This window comes from Nocardia glycosmidis, assembly GCF_052545115.1.
Window position 1 is genome coordinate 49,214 of the sequence record NZ_JBQWRH010000020.1, and the last position, 16,946, is coordinate 66,159.

Consider the following 16,946-nt stretch of genomic DNA (forward strand, 5'->3'; position numbering starts at 1 on the left):
CGACGCTGGTCAGCGGCAGCCCCGGCGTGCGAGCGACCGGGCCCGCACATCATCGACGCGACCTGCTCACAGGATGACCCGCACAGTGGTCGCAGGGGACCCGCCGCCGGGTCGACGTCGTTGGCGAACCCGGGGCGGGTGTGCCACCAGCTTCGAGCCGCTCACCGGAAAGCCGTGCGAACGCCGGGAACGCGCGTCTCGAAGTCGCCGGCCGATGCGCTCCTCGACGCCGTTGTCGATGGCATGCGCTTCGGATTCCGGCAGTCCTCCCACCCGGGTCGGCGCCTGGGTAACCTACGGCGGGAGTGGTATTCGCGGATCGAACGAACTCTTGTGGTTCGTGAGGGAGATGCCCGGCCCGCTGAGTTCGAAACCTGCGGTTTCCACTCCTGCGATGGGCAACACGACACCCTATTTCGGTACGAGAACGCCGGTGAGATCCGCCTTCCGGATCGGGGTATCCGGGTTGGCCTGGGCCGCGCACATCAATTTGATGGCCGTGATCGCGGCATCCACGGTGGCGGCGTCCGGCGACCCGTTACCCTCGCGCTCCTGCTCGAGGAACTTCTCGGTGGTGATGCGCTGCTTCTCGGGATCCTGGGCGACGAATTCGTTGCACGGCGTGTCGCCGCCCTTGTTCACCACCTTCTTCGGTTCGTCCCCGCAACCTGCCGCGCACACGATCAGCGCGGCGAGCACGGCCATGCCCAGACGGCCGGGCCGGGCCGGGGCGCTCATCGCCCGACCCCGACCGGCGCCTGCCGCGCCACCTCGGGGCAGTTCTGCGTGGTGACACTGTCGATGACGAAGCGGTGGGTGACAACCAGGCCCCGGCTGCGGTGGTTTGTCATTTCTTCTCCCTCGAAATCGGCAAATGGGTCGCCATGTGAGCCGTAGCACTCGGCACAGCAAGGCGAAATCGGCGCGTGCGCCTGCTCAGTGACCGGCTGCGTCCCTCAGCCGCCTGCCTTCGTGCGCTTTGATCCGGCGATGCTCGGCGACGATCACGAGAACTCCGGCGACGATGCACACGGCGCTGACGACACCGGCGACCACCGCCCAGCCCGCGAACCCGTATCCGGCCGCGGTGAGGGTGAGCGCGACGGTCACAATGCCTATGCCGACCAGAATGATGCCCGGCCAGTTCCGGGCGTCCTCGATGGATTCCCCGGCATGCGTGCGGACAGTGCGGGCATGATCCGGAAAAGTCTCATGGGGGCGGCCGTGCTGCTCAGCGGCGCCGGAGCCCGCGTTCGATTCGTTCGGTCCTGGCAGCATCGGGTTGTCCTTTCTGTTCAGCGCCAACTGTTCAGCGCCAACCTGTTCAGCGGCAACGATTTCGGTGCGCGCGACCACGGCACCGGAAAAAGCCCTCGTCGCGGCGAACCATGCCGTCATAGCGGTCGGATGCCCGCGTTACGGGCTCCGAAACGCGGGTACGACGTGAGCGAGTCGCCCGATCCTCGGGGGCTCACACAACTCGAGACGTCCGAGGAGGACACCGATGACAACAGCACGGGACATCATGACCCCCGACGTGGAATGCATCCGCTCCAGCGACACCATCGTCACGGCCGCGCAGCGGATGGCGGAGTTGAATGTCGGCGCCCTGCCCATCTGTGGGGAGGACAACCGGCTGAAGGGCATGCTCACCGACCGCGACATCGTCGTCAAAGTGATCGCCGAGCGCAAGGACCCCCTGGGGGTGGACGCGGGCGAACTCGGCGGCGAAGAATTGGTCACCGTCGACGCCGACGACGACGTACGCAAGGTCATGTCGGTGATGTCGCAGCATCAGGTACGGCGCGTGCCGGTCCTGGAACACGGCCAACTGGTCGGCATCGTCGCGCAGGCGGACGTCGCCACCTCGGTCGAGAACACCGAGTCGGGCAGCACGGTGGAGGCCATCTCGACCGACTTCTGATCCAGTCTGCTCAGACCGCGGCCGGGTGCAAGTCATAGACCGCGTACGCCGCACGAATCACCGGCTGGGCGACATTGCGCACCCGGATGCCGCCCGGAGTCGTGCCGCGCTCGGCGCCGGCGTGTGCGTGACCGTGCACCGCCAGATCGGCTCCGTGCGCATCGATCGCCTCGCCCAGCAGGTAGGAGCCGAGAAACGGATAGATCTCCCGCGGCTCGCCGTGCAGCGTGTCACTGATGGGCGAATAGTGGGTGAGGGCGACCGTGATATCCGTGTCCAGGGCGGCCAGCGCACGGCCCAGCGCGGCGGCCACTTCCACGGTGTGGGCGGCGAATTCACGCATCAGACGTTCGCCGAAGACACTGGCGCACTTGCCCGCGAAGCCGCCCCCGAAGCCTTTCGTGCCCGCGACCCCGAGCGTCGCCCCGTCGACGGTCAGTGTCACCGAGCTCCCTTCCAGGACCACGATGCCATGATCACCGAGCAGAGATGTGATGTCGTGCTCGGCGTCGCAGTGGTAGTCGTGATTGCCGAGCACGGCGGCGACCGGCACGCCGATGTCCGCGAACTCCGCGGCGACGACCTTCGCTTCGTCGACGGTGCCGTGGCGCGTCAGATCGCCGGCAAGCAGCAGGACGTCGGCGCGCTCGGGCAGCTCGCGCAGCGCGGGCCGCCACTGCCCGCGCGAATCCACGCCCATGTGTACGTCGCCGACCGCGGCTATCCGCATGCCGCTCAACTCCTTTCGGATTCGTCCTGCTCGAGCGTCTCGGTTTCCAGGGGCGGCGCCGGCCTGGTGACATGGACGTCGTTGTGAATGCGCGCGTGCGGGAGTTGTTCGCGCACTATGGTTTCCATCTGCTGTTTGCGTTCTTCGCTGCTCACTTCGCCGCCGAGCACCACGACGTCGCCGCGGATGGTTACCTGCACGCCGAGTTCGGCGGTGCGCGGATCCTCGGCCAGTGCGCGGCGCAAGTGGGCGACAATGTATTGCGGCTGCTCCATCAGTCCACCTTTCCGGTGCGGGTGATGCCGAGATCATCCAGCAGGCCGAGGAAGGCCCGTGCGTACGGTGACGACTTGGTCTCCGCACGCACTACCTCCCAGTCCACCTGTTCCCGCAGGTCTCGCGCTATGTGCAGGATCGGGCTGAGGTCGAGTCGATGGGCGTCGAAGACGAGTATCTTGTCCACCATCAGGTCGGTGCCGCTGATCACCGGTGCTCTGGTCGGTCCGATACGCAACACGGAGGCCCGATCGAGCAGCTCGTCGGTCACTTCGCGGTCGTTCGGACGGTAGATCAGGTCGATGAGGATGTCGTCGGCGTAAACCTTGCGCAGCCAGTTCTCCGGCGGTTCGCATACCCGAAGTCCCGCGCGTGCCAGCACGTGGACCGCCCGCGCCGCGTCCGCCGGTTTGACGAAGAGATCGACGTCGTGTTGCGAGGCCGGACCGCCGCGAGCGTAGACCGCGCAGCCGCCGGCCACCGCGAAACGGATATCGGTTCCGGCCAGCGCGTTGACCGCGCGAGTGAGCGCGTGCAGCAGCTGATCGGTGGTCACGGCCATACAGCGGTGGTACCCGGCAGATGCCCGGTTAATCGAGGTTTCACCGGGTATGCGATGGGATACGGACAGCCCGTGCCGCGTCGCGAGCCGATTCCGGAGCACAGCACCATACGGAAGGCAGCGATCATGCCCAAGACGACAGCAGGCGGCGAACCCGACCAGTCCGAGTTGCCGGCCACCTTGCGCCGGTCGGACGAGAAGGCTCGACGAACCTTCGCGCAGGCGCACGACGCCGCGCTCGAACAGTACGACGGTAACGAGGAGCGCGCCCATCGTGTCGCCTACGGCGCGCTGAAACACAGCTACGAGAAGGTCGGTGATCACTGGGAGCGCAAACCGCGCCCCGGCCCCTCCGACGAACGCGCCGAGATCGGCGGTTCGGGGACCGAAGGGGAGACTGCCGAAGGAGTCGACGCCAATGCGCCGAAGCGGCACTTGCTCAACGTCGCTCGACGGCTCTCGATCCCCGGCCGCTCCCAGATGACCAAGGACGAGCTCGTCGAGGCGATCGAGCAACGCAATCGCCGGGAGACCCAGCGTGCCCGAGAATGACGACGCCTGGGTGCGCCGCGAGCGTGGTGAGACCGAAATCGAACGACTCGACCGCAATTGGGCCAGTCTGATTCAGGAACTGCGTGTTGTGCAGACCGGCGTGCAGTTCCTGTTCAGTGCGCTGTTGATCCTGCCGTTCGAGCCGTCGTTCGGCACGTTGTCGCCGGGCATGCACGCGCTGTATATCGCGACCCTCGGTGCCGCGGTGGGGGCGACGGTCTTCCTGGTCGCGCCGGTGTCTTGGCACCGCATTCTGTTCCGGCGGCACCGGCTGGGTAACGTCGTCGCGGCGGCGCACCGATGCGCGATGGCAGGAGTGGCGCTGCTGGGGCTCGCCTTGATCGGGGCGGTGATCCTCGTGGTGGACCACGTCGCGGGAAGAGTGGAAGCCCTGGCCGCGGGAAGTGTCCTCGCCGCGATGTTCTTGGCGGCATGGCTCATCGCGCCGTGGCGTTGGCGCGGCACACCGGCTGATCTGTGACCCGGCGATCGCTCACCTGGCCCGGGACACGACCTCACCCGCATGCGCGGGAGCGCCGCGGTGATAGGCATCGAGCGTCTCGACCGCGACGCGATCCCAGCAATGGCGGTCGGCCGCGCGCTGATAGCCTGCGGCGCCCCAGGTTTCACGCAGCGTCATATCCTCGAGCAGCGGACGCACCGCGCGGGCGATAGCGCCCGGCTCGAGTGGAGCGACCAATCGCCCGGTCACGCCGTCGACCACCGCGTCCAGCAGGCTGCCGACGCCGGTTGCGACCACCGGCCGGCCACATGCCATCGCCTCCCGCGCCACCCTGCCGGACGGCTCATACCACGGCGTGCACACCACGACGTCCGCGGAGCGGTACAGCCGCGGCAAGAGCGGTCGCGCCACCGGTCCGAGCAGCCGAAGACGTTCCCGCACACCGTATTCCGCGGCGATGTGGCGCAGTCTCCGACCTTCGGAGTTGTCCTCGTCGTCGGCCGTCGGGCCGCCGGCGATCACCAGTTCGGCGTCCGGCAGTTCCGGCAGCGCCTTGACTACCGCGTCGAATCCATTGCGCCGCACCAATTCCCCCGCGGCAACCAGCCGATGCCTGGCGTGCCGCTCGGCGCAGATCCCCACCGGGGCGAATACCGTGAGGTCGACGCCGCCCGGCACGATCGAAGTACGGAAGCGCGGCACTCCCATCCTGGTCAGTTCCACGGCTTCCTCGTGGCAGCTCGCCACGACGTGCGCCGCCCGGATCGCGATCAGCCGCTCGAACCGGATCCGCGAGCGTGGGCTCGGGTCCGCGAGACCTTCGCAGCGCCGTTGCACCGCGCCGAGTCCGTGAAACGTCAGCACGACCGGGATGCCATGCGCCCGCGCCGCCAGCTCGGCGGCGAGCCCGGACAGCCAATGATGTGCGTGCACGATGTCCGGCTGCTCGGCGGCCCAGTGCCGCTGCAGGAACGTGCCGAACTCGCCGAGATGGGGCAGTGTCCGGTCGCCGGGCAGCCGAGTGGGTGGTCCGGCCGGCACGGACACAACGCGGTAGCCGCCGTCGGCGACGAGTTCGGCGGGAGTCCCCGCTGTGGTGCGCCGGGTGTAGACCGTCACCTCGTGTCCGCGCCGCGTGAACGCCGCCGACAATCCGGCCACGTGGAGACCGCGCCCGCTCGCTTCGGCGGAACTCCCTTCGGCGAGCGGGCTGGCGTCTTCGGAAACCATGGCGATCTTCACCGGTTGCTCCGTTCTCGTCGCGGGGCTCGATCGGGACGCGCGAAAACGCGCGGCTGCCCAGCGATCGGCATCGCGTGACGTTCGGGGAATATGTGTCGGATATGCCCCCGAGGGCGACGGATGAAACCCCGCATCGGGCCGCGACCCGCGGCGGAAGCGGATCGCCTCGCTCGCGAGCGCGTTGCGGCGGTGTCAGGTTCTCCGGCCGAACGCTGTCGGGAACGGGTCGGTCGTGCCACACTGTATGGAGGTTGAGATCACAGCCGACCCCGGTTCGACGCACGGCGCAGCCGGTAGATGGGGCGGCATGACAACCGATTCACCCCGAGCGCCGCCCCTCGCCTAGTCGTCGCGGAGAACTGGAATCCCCCAGATGGGAGGTTCGACTTGTCTGCCATTTCTCTGCTACGAGAGCATGCCGAGGGTGTGCATCTCGACGGTTCGGGACCGGGACGTCGGCGCGACAACCGGTTGTGGGCACAGCGGGTCGATCGGCGCCGCGAATGCGTGGTGGTCCGAGTCGAGGGCGAGTTGGACGCCGCCGTGTCGACCGAGTTCTTCGCCACGGTCGACCGAGCGTTGCAGTCACAGTGCGATGCCGTGGTGCTCGACCTGCGGGCGGCACGGTTCATGAGTTTGCGCGCGGCACTACAGCTCGGCGCGCTCCGCAAGGCCGCGTCCAGCGGTCCTGACCTGCGGATAGTCGCCGGTGGATCGGGAGTCGAGCGGGCGCTGGAGGTCACCGGTGTTCGGCCGCTGTTCCGACGCTACCCCTCGATGCGGACGGCACTGGACGCGTGAGCGGGCGAATAACGGACATAGCCGAGCGTCGGCGAATGAACCAGGACGCAGCACGCGCACGACGCAGCCATGCGTAGACAAGCCACTGTGGTGAACTGACCACGACTTTCGGTTCTGGCTCGTCGACCAGCGATGGGAATGGTCCGGACGAGGTGGCTCTGCTGCACGGCTATACGCCGGGATGCACGGCTGAACGCCAGGCATGGTGACACCGACAACGGCGCTGTGGCAGACACACAAGCACCCGACGACCGCGCGGCGGTGGCCCGGTGCCTTGGCGAGATCGGTGCAGGACGTGGAGCCGTTCTCCAGCCGCCATCGGATCGTCGATACCGCTGGTGCGATCCACCATGTGATCTTGGTGGCCGATCCCAGTAGCCGATCCCATGGTGGACGAGGCCGTCGGCGCGGTCGAGGAGCATCGGCAGGAAACGCTGGACGACGCGCTGGCGCGTTGTACGCCGCTCGTGCCGTGATCGAACAGGCGAAAGGCGCACGCATGCTGGTCGACGGTGTCAGCGCCGAGCAGGCATTCCGTGTGCTGTGCGGGCGGCCGCAGGAGACCGACGTGAAGCTGCGCCCCTGCGTGAGGCTGCGGCCCCCTGGCTGCGCGATTGGTCGCCGACTTGCCGGCATAACCGTTGGCCTGCGTACCGAATTCGATCACCTGCCGCTCGCCGCCCACAAGCGGAGCGACGCAGAATGACCAGGGGTTTCGATCCGGCGGCGCCGGGTACGTCACGACCGAGGAGCGCGGCGGTCATTCGATTCACATCCGCGGCGAATGCGGCGTCGCGGGCGGCTCGGGACAATCCGCAGCGGCACCCAGGTCGCCTTGCGGCGGCTGCGAGGACAAGGTGGTGATCGGCCATGGGGGAAATGGGGGAGTGGATCTCCCAATCCGCTACCGAGACGACGACGGTCGGCGTGCGCGTGCCCGCCCAGCTGGAGCAGCTGACCATGCTGCGCGCTCTTGCCGAAACCGTCGCCCTCATCGCGGACTTCGCCCTGGACGAGGTGACCGACATCCGGCTCGCACTGGATGAGGTGGCGACCTCGCTGATCCTGGACGCGGCGCCTGGCTCGATGCTCGACTGCGAGTTCACCTACGACGCCGACAAGATGTTCGTGCACGTCTCGTCGGTCGCTGCCGCGGAGTCGGTGATCGGCCAGGCGGGCTTCGGCTGGCACATCGTGCGGACCCTGACCGCCTCGCTCGCCGCTGCTCAGGGCTCCTACGACGGCATGCTCGGCGGACATCCGACAGTGATCGACTTCAGTTGGGTGCGGGGTGCCGCGGATGACGGGTGAGTCGAGATCGCGCGGTGACAGCTACGACAACATCGAACCTCTGTTCGAGAAGATCGCCGCCCTGGCCTCGGACGATCCGCGCCGGGAGGCGATGCGGCAGGAACTCATCGAACGCTGTCTTCCGCTGGCCGAGCACATCGCGCGGAAGTTCTCCGGGCGCGGCGAGAATTTCGACGACTTGCTGCAGGTCGCTCGGCTGGGGTTGGTGCAGGCCGCGGACAGGTTCGATGTGGCGCGCGGATCGTCGTTCCTGTCGTTCGCGGTTCCGACCATCATGGGCGAGGTTCGTCGGCATTTCCGGGACAACACCTGGGCCGTGCGGGTACCGCGCCGGACCAAGGAGATCCAGCTGAGCATCGGCGCGACCGTCGAGATGCTGTCGCAGCGCCTCGGCCGGATGCCGAAGGCCAGGGAGATCGCGGCGGAGTTGGAGGTCGATCTCGTCGAGGTGACCCAGGCCCTGATCGCGGGCAACGCCTACCAGTCGTCGTCCATCGACGCGGTGGCCGGCGACGACATCGAGAACGCCCCGTTGCCGCTCTTGGACAGCCTCGGCGCCGAGGAGCCCTCCTATCACCTGGTCGAAGACTTCATGGCGGTGAAACCGCTGATCGGCGAGCTTCCCGACCGCGAGCGTCAGGTGCTGATCATGCGATTCTTCGAGTCGCTGACGCAGAACCAGATCGCCGAGCGTCTCGGTGTGTCCCAGATGCATGTCTCGCGGATCCTGTCCAGGACCTTGAACTCGCTGCGTGAGCAGGCGCTGCGGGATTGAGCGCTGCGAGATCGAGCACTGTCACACCGCATCCGGCGGTCGGGGGTCCGGCGACGGTCCCGGTAGTCGCGGGGCCGGCGCGGGTCTGCCTGGTTCCGGCGGCGGCGCCGGTTCCGGAATCGGCGGCAGGGGGCCGGGGCCCGGTGGAATGGGATCGGGCGGAACAGGATTCGGGTTCGGGATGGGATCCGGTTCCGGAATCGGCGGCACCGGATCCGGTTCCGGGAAGGGCGGCACGGGGTCCGGCTCGGGCGTCGGGGGAACGGGATCCGGGACCGGCCGCGCCGTGCTGACGCTGCGCATGCGAACTCCTCCTCGTTTGTGTGATCGGGCCGCAGCCGTGTGATTCGCCGCAGGTGTGTGATTCGCCCGCCGCAGCCGTGTGATCGACCGCAGCGGCGGCGGGTGCGGCGCAGGTCCGATCACCGGCCGGTTACCCGCTGATTGCGGGACGAACCCAGCCGGCCCTCGGATTTCACCCGGCAGGGCCGACCAGTTTGCGGCGTTCGTCCCCCGGGTAGTCAGACAGGAGCCGGACAACAGATGCCGATGGCTCGAGGAGCTCGTCATGACCGACCAGCGCCGACCAGGCACCCGGAATCCGCAATTCGGGCCGGGTGGTTCTGGGTCGCCGACGCAGGCCCAGCGTGTTTCCGTCACGAGGAATCACGCCGTCATTCGCCGCTGGGCGCAACAGCGTGGCGCCCGGCCCGCGACCCTGCCGGGTAGCGAGTACGACGGTCGGCTCGGCGTGCTGCGCTTCGACTTCCCCGGGTACGGGGGCGCCGTGCTGCGCCGGGTGGGATGGGAAGAATGGTTCGCCACTTTCGACGCCAGAAAGCTGCGTTTCTGGTATCAGGAGCGCAACGCGGACGGGTCGCCGAGCAACTTCAACCGCCTCGAGGCGCCGCGGTAGCCGTGGGGCCGCTGTGATTCGAGTTCAATCCGGCCGCCTTTGATAGCCAGAATCCCGAATTGGTGGTGCAGAACACAATTTCACTGCCACCCCAGGCATGTCGCCAGCTCGTCGGCGGGGCATCGGTATTGGGTGCTGTGCTAGCGAAAGCAACTGCACCCGAGGGTATTTCGTGAAGATCCCGGTGGACTGCCCAGCACCCGCGCCGGCGCGATGTCCAGGTCAGCCGAGGACCCGATCGCCGCCGGGCTGGCGCGGCATATAGCGTGTACGGACGACCCGAGGAGGCTCCGAGCCGGTCTGCCGGACGTTTACCGGCCGGGATCTCGGGTACTCGAAGGCGAGCAAGGTTGCTCGAAAGCGGAAGGTCGCGTCGGTATGGGGATGCGGTTGTCCGCATCGTGACGCGCTTACGCATGTCTGCAAGGGATAAGGTCTTGAGCGCAAACCTGATGATCGTGGAAGACGACGACCGAGTCCGTGGCGCGTTACGCCTCGCGATGGAGGATGAGGGCTACGACGTCGACGAGGCGGAGGAAGCCGAGGATGCGCTCACCCATCTGCGCAGCAACGGCGTGCCCGATGTCATGATCGTGGATCTGATGCTCGGCGGCATGGACGGATTCGAATGTATCCGGGAGATCCGCCGCGACCACGACGTGCCGATAATCGTGGTGAGCGCCCGCGACGACACCCATGACGTGGTGGCCGCCCTGGAAGCGGGCGCCGACGATTTCGTCACCAAGCCGTTCGAGATCAAGGAGATCACCGCGCGGATGCGGGCGGTGCGCCGCCGCGCCCGGCTGACCGCTGAGCGCGAGACACCACAGGAGATGGTGCTGGAGGCCGACGACACGGCTCCGCTGGTGCTGGCGCAGGACAGCGGCGTAGTGCGCCGCGGCGACGAGGAGATCCGCCTCACACTCACCGAGTTCCGGTTGCTGTGCGAGCTGGCGGAGTCACCCGGCCGGGTGCTCAGCCGCACGGTACTGCTCGAACGCGTCTGGGACCGCGGGTTTTTCGGTGACGAGCGGATCGTGGACGTGCACATGCGCAGGTTGCGCACCAAGATCGAACGGGATCCGTCCGATCCGCGCGTCGTGGTGACGGTGCGCGGCCTCGGCTACCGCCTCGATGTCCGGCGCTGAGCGCCGCTTCGATGCGAAACGCTGGAGTCCAGGTGTCTGGAGCCTGCGCGCCCGGGTGACCGCGGTCTTCGCGGCGATTGCCGCGTTGATGTCGCTGGTGCTGGTCGTATCGATGTTCGTCGTCAGCCGCGGCTACCTGGACGTGCAGCGGCAGAGCGCGAGCGGCGAGCCGTCCGGTGACCTGAACGCCGATCTGGATCTCCTGCGTAACGTGCTGATCGGCTGTGCCGTCGCGGTCACTCTGATCGGCGCTGCGGTCGGCTGGTGGGCGAGCAAGCGGGTGCTGACCCCGCTGCACCAGCTCGCCGGCACGGCCGCGCGCATAGCCTCCGGAGACCTGGACCTGCGTCTGGCTGCCAGCGGGGACCAAGACCTGGCCACGACGGTCGAATCGTTCAACAGCATGGTCGACTCGCTGCAGCGGCGCATCGAACGTGAGCACCGCCTCTTCGGCGACGTCAGCCATGAGCTGCGCACCCCCCTGACCACTCTGATGGCCAGCGTCGACGTGCTCAACCGCAACCGCGGTGATCTGCCCGAACGCTCCCAACGCGCGGTCCAGCTGGTGACCGCCGAGGTGGACCACTTGCGCAGGCTGCTGGACGATCTGCTGGCGTTGGCCCGGGTGGAGGCGGGCATGCACCATGGCGACGCCGAGCCGCTGTCGGTGCGCGAGCTGCTCACCCACACGTTGGCCGATCGTCGCTACCCAGCGGAGCTGCTCACCGTCGACCAGGACGTCACCGTGCGCGGTCGCAAGCTGGAGCTGGAACGCACGGTGGCGAACCTGCTGCACAATGCCGATCGGCACGGCGGCGGTGTGGTCGCGGTCACCTTGTGCCGGGACGGCGCCGAGGCGGTGATCAGCGTCGATGACGCGGGACCAGGCGTGTCACCCAGGGACCGGACGCGCATTTTCGAGCGGTTCGCGACCGCGCGCGGCGGCCGCCGCTCGGCGGGTGGGACCGGGATCGGCCTCGCACTGGTCGCCGAAACCGTCGCGACTCATCACGGCAGGGTCGACTGCACCGAGCGGCCCGGCGGCGGCGCGCGGTTCGTCATACGCCTGCCCCGCCTCGACGACATCCATTCGTAACACGACCGTAAAGAACTCGACCACTTCAGCTCAAAGTCGCTTCGCAAGCCTGGATAAGTACTGCTGACCCGACGAGGGAGTTGTATGTCACTGCCAACCCTGTCTCCAGCGGAGATCGAACGATCGCACGTCGAAAACGCTGCGGCCGCTCTGGGATCCGCACCGTCCCGGAACCACACCGGGCCGGTCGTGGTCCTGCGCACACCCCGACTGGACGATGGCGCCGCGATGTGGCGGATCGCCAAGGATTCCGTGGTGCTGGATCTCAATTCGAGTTACGCCTACTTGATGTGGTGCCGCGATTTCGCCGGCACTTCCGTAGTCGCCGAACTCGACGGCCGCATCGTGGGATACGTGATCGGATATGTTCGCCCGCAGGCGTCCGACACCCTATTCGTCTGGCAGATCGCGGTGGATCAATCGCAGCGCGGCCGCGGCATCGGTGCCGAGCTGCTGCACACCTTGCTCGATAGTGTTGTGGCGCAAGGAGTTTCGGTACTCGAGACGACGATATCGCCGGACAACGCTGGATCCATCGCATTGTTCACGTCGGTGGCGAGAACGAGGGGGAGCGACATCACCGAGCGCCCCCTGTTCGATGCCGGCGTCTTCCCGGACAGCCACGCACCCGAAGAGCTGTACCGCATCGCACCGACCGCCCGAACCACCGAGGAGGATCACCGATGATCAACGCCGACACCACCATTTTCGAGAGCCTGGAATCCAACGTGCGGGGTTACTGCCGTGCCTGGCCCACCGTGTTCACCACCGCGAAGGGCAGTTGGCTGCGCGATGAGGAAGGCAAGGATTACCTGGACTTCTTCGCCGGAGCCGGTGCGCTGAACTACGGGCACAACAACGACGTGCTCAAGCGTTCGCTGCTGGACTACATCGCCTCTGATGGCATCACCCACGGCCTGGATATGTCCACCGCGGCCAAACGGGAGCTGCTGCATGCGTTGCGCGACACGGTCTTCACGCCGCGCGGCCTGGATTACAAGGTCCAATTCCCCGGCCCGACCGGGGCGAATGCGGTGGAGGCCGCGCTCAAACTCGCCCGCAAGATCACCGGCCGCGAGACGATCGTCAGCTTCACCAACGCCTTTCACGGCATGACCCTCGGTGCGCTGTCGGTCACGGGCAACGCCGCCAAGCGCGCGGGAGCGGGAGTGCCGCTCGTGCATGCCGCTCACATGCCCTACGACGGCTACTTCGACGGCACGACCGCCGATTTCCAATGGATGGAGAAGGTCCTCGACGACACCTCGTCGGGCTTCGACCGCCCCGCCGCCGTGATCGTGGAAACCGTACAGGGCGAAGGCGGCATCAACGTGGCGCGCGCCGAGTGGCTGCGGCATCTCGCCCAACTCTGCGCGGCGCGGGAGATCCTGCTCATCGTCGACGACGTGCAGATGGGTTGCGGACGCACCGGACCGTTCTTCTCCTTCGAGATCGCGGGTATCACCCCGGACATCGTCACCTTGTCCAAGTCGATCGGTGGCTACGGCTTGCCGATGGCGCTGGTGCTGTTCAAGCCGGAGTTGGACGAGTGGTCGCCGGGCGAGCACAACGGCACCTTTCGCGGCAACAATCCGGCGTTCGTCACCGCGACCACCGCGCTGCGGCACTTCTGGTCCGACAGCACCCTCCAGTCCGCAACCCAAGCCAAGGGGGAGCGGATCGCACGTGCACTCAGTGAACTGGCCGGGTACTTCCCGGGTGTCTCGACGCGCGGTCGTGGTCTCGTGCACGGCATCGTGTTCGACGACCCTTCGCAGGCGGGCAAGGTCTGCCAGATCGCGTTCGAGCGTGGGCTGCTGGTGGAGACTTCCGGCTCCACCGACGAGGTGGTGAAACTGCTTCCACCGCTGACGGTCACCGAGCAGGAAATCGAGCAGGGCCTGCACGTTCTCACCGGAGCGGTCGAGTCGGTATGCGGCGGAATCGGGGCGGCCGCATGATTGTGCGCACCACCGCGGAGATCACCGGCACCGAGCGAGACGTTGCGAGTACGGGCTGGCGCAGCAAGCGCATCATCCTCGGCGGCGATAACGTGGGTTTCTCCTTCCACGAGACCACCATCGACGCCGGCACCGTGCACGAGTTCCACTATCAGCATCATGTGGAAGCGGTGTGGCTCATCGAGGGCGAGGGCACGTTGACCGATCTGGACAACGACGTCAGCTACCAGCTCGCGCCCGGCTCGATGTACCTGCTCGACGGGCACGAACGCCACCGGCTCGAGGTTCGCACCCGGATGCGGATGATGTGCGTGTTCAACCCGCCGGTCACCGGGCAGGAGGTTCACGACAGCAACGGCGTCTACCCACTGGTCGCCGCGACGATCGGAGGATGAGCGCCCCAATGGTTCTGCGGCACACCGGCACCCGGCCCGAGACCGACCGCTACGATCGCTACCCGACCCGACTCGGCACACCCGCGCCGCATTTGGAGCGCGCCGACCCCACGGTGTGGGGGAAGATCGAGAGTCCGCAGCTCGCATCGTTCGACGCCGATGGTTTCGCCATCCTCGACGAGTTGCTCACTCCTGCCGAGGTGGCCGAGTTCGGCGCGGAGATCATCCGGCTCGCCGGGGATCCCGAGTTGCGCGACGACAAACGGCTCATCGTGGAGAAGTCGTCGAATCGGGTGCGCTCGATCTTTCAGGTGCACAAGCTCAGCGCGGCGGTCGCTGAGCTCGTGCGCGATCCCCGGGTGCTCCGGTTGGCCGAGCAGGTGCTCGGATCGGAGGTGTACGTGCACCAGAGCCGGGTGAACTACATGCCCGGCTTCCGGGGCACCGGTTTCTACTGGCACTCGGACTTCGAGACCTGGCACGCCGAGGACGGGATGCCGGCCCCGCGCGCGGTGAGCCTGTCGATCACGTTGACCGACAACTATCCGATCAACGGCAGCCTGATGGTGATGCCGGGCTCGCATCACACCTTCGTGCCGTGCCTGGGCAGTACCCCTGCCGAGCACTATCGGGAGTCGTTGCAGGAGCAGGAGATCGGGGTGCCGACCACCGAGGACATCACCACCTTGGCGAACCGGTACGGGATCAGCCAGTTCACCGGGCGGGCGGGCTCCGCACTGCTGTTCGACTCCAACCTGATGCACGGTTCGTCGAACAACATCACGCCGTTTCCCCGCTCGAACATTTTCGTGGTGTTCAACAGCGTGCACAATGCCCTTGTCGAGCCGTTCGCCGCGCCGGCGCGGCGGCCGGGCTATATCGGCAGCCGCGACTTCACGCCCCTGTCGGCCTGACCGATCCGTCGGCTGGGCAGCCTTCGGGCTTGTTCACGACTCGGCGCGGCCGCTTTTCGGCACGCCGTGACGTGATGTTCTCGAAGGCGCCCAGGCCGGATCCACGCCGCGGCACAACGGTCGAACGCGGCGCCGGATCACCGACCCGCCGCGGTTGGGCGGCGTGAACGCGAGGCCGGGGCAGTAGCGATACCGGTTGCGCAGCCGCAGGATGGCTGTGCCGACTCGCGGCACCAGCCGGAAGCTCTGCCTTCCGATGCGCGCGCTGCGGACACCATGGTGAGCCGGTACTCGTTGATCATCCGGAGGGCGGCCCGGCGACCACGTCGGAATGCTCGGCGGCGCCGGCCTGCCCCGAATCGGCCTCGGTGTGCTTGCCCTGCTGGGCGAGCAGGTCGGCGAGCCCGGCCATGGCGCGAGGTTCACGGCGGTCGGCGGCGGTACGCCACCAGGATTCGGCGCCGACCGGATCACCGTGCCGGTATCGGACCAGCCCTAGTTCGTATGCGGCGCCCGCGTGCCCTGCCGCGGCGGCCTGGGCCCATAGGCCACAGGCCTGTTCTTCCTCACCCATAGACGACAGGGCGACGCCGAGATCGTAGAGTGCGTCGCGATAGCCGGGGTCGCCCGAATGCTTGGTCTCCGTCGTGCGCTGCGGCGGCGCATCTGCCGCGGCGGGTTCGCCGACTGGCGGTGATGACGGCGCAGAGCCGAGAGCCGCAGCTGGGGGTGGCGAGTTCTGGGGGGACAGGCTGGGAACTGACTGCGTGGAACTCGTCGCGTTCGGCATCGTCGGGAACAACGGGCTGTCCTCGTCCTGCTGCGGGATGTGTGTTGTTTGCGTATTCGACGGCTGCGGGCGCAGCGCTGAGATCCAGGAATCAGCCTCCGGCTGGGTGTTCGCAACCGGCGGGCCGAAGGGAGGACTCGGAGCATCTTCAGTGTGCTGCACCGCATTCGACGCCTGTGGGCTGGAAGCGGGGCGCAGGATATCCGCTGCCGCAGACGTGGTCAGCGGGCTGGAAGATTTCCGGATGGCGGTAGTGGCGGATTCGACTGCAGCGGCGTCGATGCGCGGAACAGGCGTCGTCGGAGCGGTAGGGGGATCTTCTGGGGATGCGGACGAGGCCGCTGGTGTACTCATCGCCATCGGTGTCGTTGTGGGTTCAACGGCGGCGGGTGCATTCGGCGCGCCGACCGCGGGGGCGGTCGACACCTCCACGACCAGGTTGGCGAAATTCGGTGGTCCCTCACCGATACTGCACCACAAGACGACTCGCCCTTCGGGCTGGTGCTCGACCACGATTCCATAGTTTCCGGTCCACGACTTCTGGGTGCCGAATTCGTCCACCCAGACCGGCGTGAGCCGCACCAATGTGCTCGGCGCTGTCGGTGTCACGTGAAAACCGACGCCTGCTGCCAATGCGTCACTCCAGGCATCGACTCCGCCCAACAACCTTCCGTGCAAATCCACGTAGCCGTCCACCACGGATAGACCGATCCCCAGTCCGCGTAGTCCGGCGGGCGGGGCCGCGGAGAGCATTGTCACGGTGACGGTCGTCGGCGAAGGGCCGATCTGCTCGGTGTACATCGGATACACCATGCTGCCGCGCAAGCGAATCGGGTCAGCGCTCTGGTAGCGCGCGGCCAATGGCACGGCTTCGGGCGAATGCCGGGCCGCCCAGGACGAATACGGATCGTTCACGCTCGCGTCCGCCTTTCCGCCCTCTCCCGACCGCCGCCCCGCGCCGGGCGGCCGGGTATACGGTACTCGCCGCCAACCGGAACAGCGCCGCTATCCCATGGCACTCGGCAACACCCTGCGCGACAACGCTGCCGATGAGCTCACGGCGCTCCAGCCGCGCTCAGCGCGGGTCTGC

General features: G+C 67.4%; 21 protein-coding genes. 14 read left to right on the top strand and 7 right to left on the bottom strand.

Annotated features, from left to right (window positions below; translation table 11 throughout):
* Window positions 1–411 precede the first annotated feature (411 nt).
* Window positions 412–738 carry a hypothetical protein gene (locus ACT86A_RS22845; protein ID WP_445094240.1) on the bottom strand — a complete coding sequence of 109 codons (327 nt, stop codon included), beginning with the start codon at window positions 736–738 and terminating at the stop codon, window positions 412–414.
* 198 nt (window positions 739–936) lie between these two features.
* Window positions 937–1,398 (bottom strand): hypothetical protein, encoded by a 462-nt coding sequence (locus tag ACT86A_RS22850; RefSeq protein WP_445094241.1) that lies wholly within the window; start codon window positions 1,396–1,398, stop codon window positions 937–939.
* 106 nt (window positions 1,399–1,504) lie between these two features.
* On the opposite strand from ACT86A_RS22850, the gene ACT86A_RS22855 reads away from it, so the two are divergent.
* Window positions 1,505–1,924, top strand: coding sequence for a CBS domain-containing protein (locus ACT86A_RS22855; protein WP_445094242.1), 420 nt, complete (start codon window positions 1,505–1,507; stop codon window positions 1,922–1,924).
* A 10-nt stretch (window positions 1,925–1,934) separates the two neighbouring features.
* Here the strand turns inward: ACT86A_RS22855 and ACT86A_RS22860 are convergent, their stop codons facing one another.
* The 3 genes from ACT86A_RS22860 to ACT86A_RS22870 are packed head-to-tail and all read right to left on the bottom strand — an operon-like array spanning window position 1,935 to window position 3,492.
* Complete coding sequence (locus ACT86A_RS22860; RefSeq protein ID WP_445094243.1) at window positions 1,935–2,654, bottom strand: metallophosphoesterase family protein; 720 nt, start codon at window positions 2,652–2,654, stop codon at window positions 1,935–1,937.
* Between the two features lie 5 nt (window positions 2,655–2,659).
* Complete coding sequence (locus ACT86A_RS22865; RefSeq protein WP_445094244.1) at window positions 2,660–2,929, bottom strand: BON domain-containing protein; 270 nt, start codon at window positions 2,927–2,929, stop codon at window positions 2,660–2,662.
* Window positions 2,929–3,492, bottom strand: a complete 564-nt coding sequence (locus tag ACT86A_RS22870; RefSeq protein ID WP_445094245.1) for a nucleotidyltransferase — start codon at window positions 3,490–3,492, stop codon at window positions 2,929–2,931. Before ACT86A_RS22870 ends, ACT86A_RS22865 begins: the two co-directional genes overlap by 1 nt.
* A gap of 126 nt (window positions 3,493–3,618) precedes the next feature.
* Here ACT86A_RS22870 and ACT86A_RS22875 point away from each other — a divergent pair, with 126 nt between their 5' ends.
* Window positions 3,619–4,044, top strand: coding sequence for a ChaB family protein (locus ACT86A_RS22875; protein WP_445094246.1), 426 nt, complete (start codon window positions 3,619–3,621; stop codon window positions 4,042–4,044).
* Complete coding sequence (locus tag ACT86A_RS22880) at window positions 4,031–4,525, top strand: DUF6328 family protein (protein ID WP_445094247.1); 495 nt, start codon at window positions 4,031–4,033, stop codon at window positions 4,523–4,525. The genes ACT86A_RS22875 and ACT86A_RS22880 overlap by 14 nt, the downstream gene beginning before the upstream one ends.
* Before the next feature lie 12 nt (window positions 4,526–4,537).
* Here ACT86A_RS22880 and ACT86A_RS22885 read toward each other — a convergent pair whose 3' ends face one another.
* Complete coding sequence (locus ACT86A_RS22885) at window positions 4,538–5,749, bottom strand: glycosyltransferase (RefSeq protein WP_445094248.1); 1,212 nt, start codon at window positions 5,747–5,749, stop codon at window positions 4,538–4,540.
* A gap of 387 nt (window positions 5,750–6,136) precedes the next feature.
* Between ACT86A_RS22885 and ACT86A_RS22890 the strand changes: the two genes are divergently transcribed.
* From ACT86A_RS22890 to thpD, 11 genes are all read left to right on the top strand, one after another.
* Window positions 6,137–6,550, top strand: a complete 414-nt coding sequence (locus tag ACT86A_RS22890; RefSeq protein ID WP_445094249.1) for an STAS domain-containing protein — start codon at window positions 6,137–6,139, stop codon at window positions 6,548–6,550.
* A 472-nt stretch (window positions 6,551–7,022) separates the two neighbouring features.
* Window positions 7,023–7,256 (top strand): ANTAR domain-containing protein, encoded by a 234-nt coding sequence (locus ACT86A_RS22895; RefSeq protein WP_445094250.1) that lies wholly within the window; start codon window positions 7,023–7,025, stop codon window positions 7,254–7,256.
* Between the two features lie 164 nt (window positions 7,257–7,420).
* Window positions 7,421–7,861 (top strand): ATP-binding protein, encoded by a 441-nt coding sequence (locus tag ACT86A_RS22900; RefSeq protein WP_445094251.1) that lies wholly within the window; start codon window positions 7,421–7,423, stop codon window positions 7,859–7,861.
* A complete protein-coding gene (locus ACT86A_RS22905; RefSeq protein WP_445094252.1) occupies window positions 7,851–8,636 on the top strand; it encodes an RNA polymerase sigma factor SigF in 786 nt (261 codons plus the stop codon). The genes ACT86A_RS22900 and ACT86A_RS22905 overlap by 11 nt, the downstream gene beginning before the upstream one ends.
* Before the next feature lie 568 nt (window positions 8,637–9,204).
* Window positions 9,205–9,552 (top strand): hypothetical protein, encoded by a 348-nt coding sequence (locus ACT86A_RS22910; RefSeq protein WP_445094253.1) that lies wholly within the window; start codon window positions 9,205–9,207, stop codon window positions 9,550–9,552.
* 437 nt (window positions 9,553–9,989) lie between these two features.
* On the top strand, window positions 9,990–10,700 hold the full coding sequence (locus tag ACT86A_RS22915; protein WP_040778878.1) for a response regulator transcription factor: 711 nt from the start codon (window positions 9,990–9,992) through the stop codon (window positions 10,698–10,700).
* Complete coding sequence (locus ACT86A_RS22920; RefSeq protein ID WP_445094254.1) at window positions 10,687–11,796, top strand: ATP-binding protein; 1,110 nt, start codon at window positions 10,687–10,689, stop codon at window positions 11,794–11,796. The genes ACT86A_RS22915 and ACT86A_RS22920 overlap by 14 nt, the downstream gene beginning before the upstream one ends.
* Before the next feature lie 84 nt (window positions 11,797–11,880).
* Complete coding sequence (gene ectA, locus ACT86A_RS22925; RefSeq protein ID WP_445094255.1) at window positions 11,881–12,483, top strand: diaminobutyrate acetyltransferase; 603 nt, start codon at window positions 11,881–11,883, stop codon at window positions 12,481–12,483.
* A complete protein-coding gene (gene ectB / locus ACT86A_RS22930; protein WP_445094256.1) occupies window positions 12,480–13,757 on the top strand; it encodes a diaminobutyrate--2-oxoglutarate transaminase in 1,278 nt (425 codons plus the stop codon). Before ectA ends, ectB begins: the two co-directional genes overlap by 4 nt.
* Entirely contained in the window at window positions 13,754–14,152 is a 399-nt protein-coding gene (locus ACT86A_RS22935; protein ID WP_445094257.1) for an ectoine synthase, read from the top strand. The genes ectB and ACT86A_RS22935 overlap by 4 nt, the downstream gene beginning before the upstream one ends.
* A complete protein-coding gene (gene thpD, locus ACT86A_RS22940) occupies window positions 14,149–15,066 on the top strand; it encodes an ectoine hydroxylase (RefSeq protein WP_445094258.1) in 918 nt (305 codons plus the stop codon). Before ACT86A_RS22935 ends, thpD begins: the two co-directional genes overlap by 4 nt.
* A gap of 298 nt (window positions 15,067–15,364) precedes the next feature.
* On the opposite strand, the gene ACT86A_RS22945 is transcribed toward thpD, so the two are convergent.
* Complete coding sequence (locus ACT86A_RS22945) at window positions 15,365–16,771, bottom strand: tetratricopeptide repeat protein (protein ID WP_445094259.1); 1,407 nt, start codon at window positions 16,769–16,771, stop codon at window positions 15,365–15,367.
* Window positions 16,772–16,946 lie beyond the last annotated feature (175 nt).

What these genes read in the sequence shown, in the direction of transcription:
- ectB (WP_445094256.1), top strand. Translation starts at nt 12,480, where the DNA reads ATGATCAACGCCGACACCACCATTTTCGAGAGCCTGGAATCCAACGTG.
- ACT86A_RS22870 (WP_445094245.1), bottom strand. Translation starts at nt 3,492, where the DNA reads ATGGCCGTGACCACCGATCAGCTGCTGCACGCGCTCACTCGCGCGGTC.
- ACT86A_RS22900 (WP_445094251.1), top strand. Translation starts at nt 7,421, where the DNA reads ATGGGGGAAATGGGGGAGTGGATCTCCCAATCCGCTACCGAGACGACG.
- ACT86A_RS22935 (WP_445094257.1), top strand. Translation starts at nt 13,754, where the DNA reads ATGATTGTGCGCACCACCGCGGAGATCACCGGCACCGAGCGAGACGTT.
- ACT86A_RS22920 (WP_445094254.1), top strand. Translation starts at nt 10,687, where the DNA reads ATGTCCGGCGCTGAGCGCCGCTTCGATGCGAAACGCTGGAGTCCAGGT.
- ACT86A_RS22905 (WP_445094252.1), top strand. Translation starts at nt 7,851, where the DNA reads ATGACGGGTGAGTCGAGATCGCGCGGTGACAGCTACGACAACATCGAA.
- ACT86A_RS22855 (WP_445094242.1), top strand. Translation starts at nt 1,505, where the DNA reads ATGACAACAGCACGGGACATCATGACCCCCGACGTGGAATGCATCCGC.
- thpD (WP_445094258.1), top strand. Translation starts at nt 14,149, where the DNA reads ATGAGCGCCCCAATGGTTCTGCGGCACACCGGCACCCGGCCCGAGACC.
- ACT86A_RS22845 (WP_445094240.1), bottom strand. Translation starts at nt 738, where the DNA reads ATGAGCGCCCCGGCCCGGCCCGGCCGTCTGGGCATGGCCGTGCTCGCC.
- ACT86A_RS22865 (WP_445094244.1), bottom strand. Translation starts at nt 2,929, where the DNA reads ATGGAGCAGCCGCAATACATTGTCGCCCACTTGCGCCGCGCACTGGCC.
- ACT86A_RS22910 (WP_445094253.1), top strand. Translation starts at nt 9,205, where the DNA reads ATGACCGACCAGCGCCGACCAGGCACCCGGAATCCGCAATTCGGGCCG.
- ACT86A_RS22875 (WP_445094246.1), top strand. Translation starts at nt 3,619, where the DNA reads ATGCCCAAGACGACAGCAGGCGGCGAACCCGACCAGTCCGAGTTGCCG.
- ACT86A_RS22850 (WP_445094241.1), bottom strand. Translation starts at nt 1,398, where the DNA reads ATGACGGCATGGTTCGCCGCGACGAGGGCTTTTTCCGGTGCCGTGGTC.
- ACT86A_RS22860 (WP_445094243.1), bottom strand. Translation starts at nt 2,654, where the DNA reads ATGCGGATAGCCGCGGTCGGCGACGTACACATGGGCGTGGATTCGCGC.
- ectA (WP_445094255.1), top strand. Translation starts at nt 11,881, where the DNA reads ATGTCACTGCCAACCCTGTCTCCAGCGGAGATCGAACGATCGCACGTC.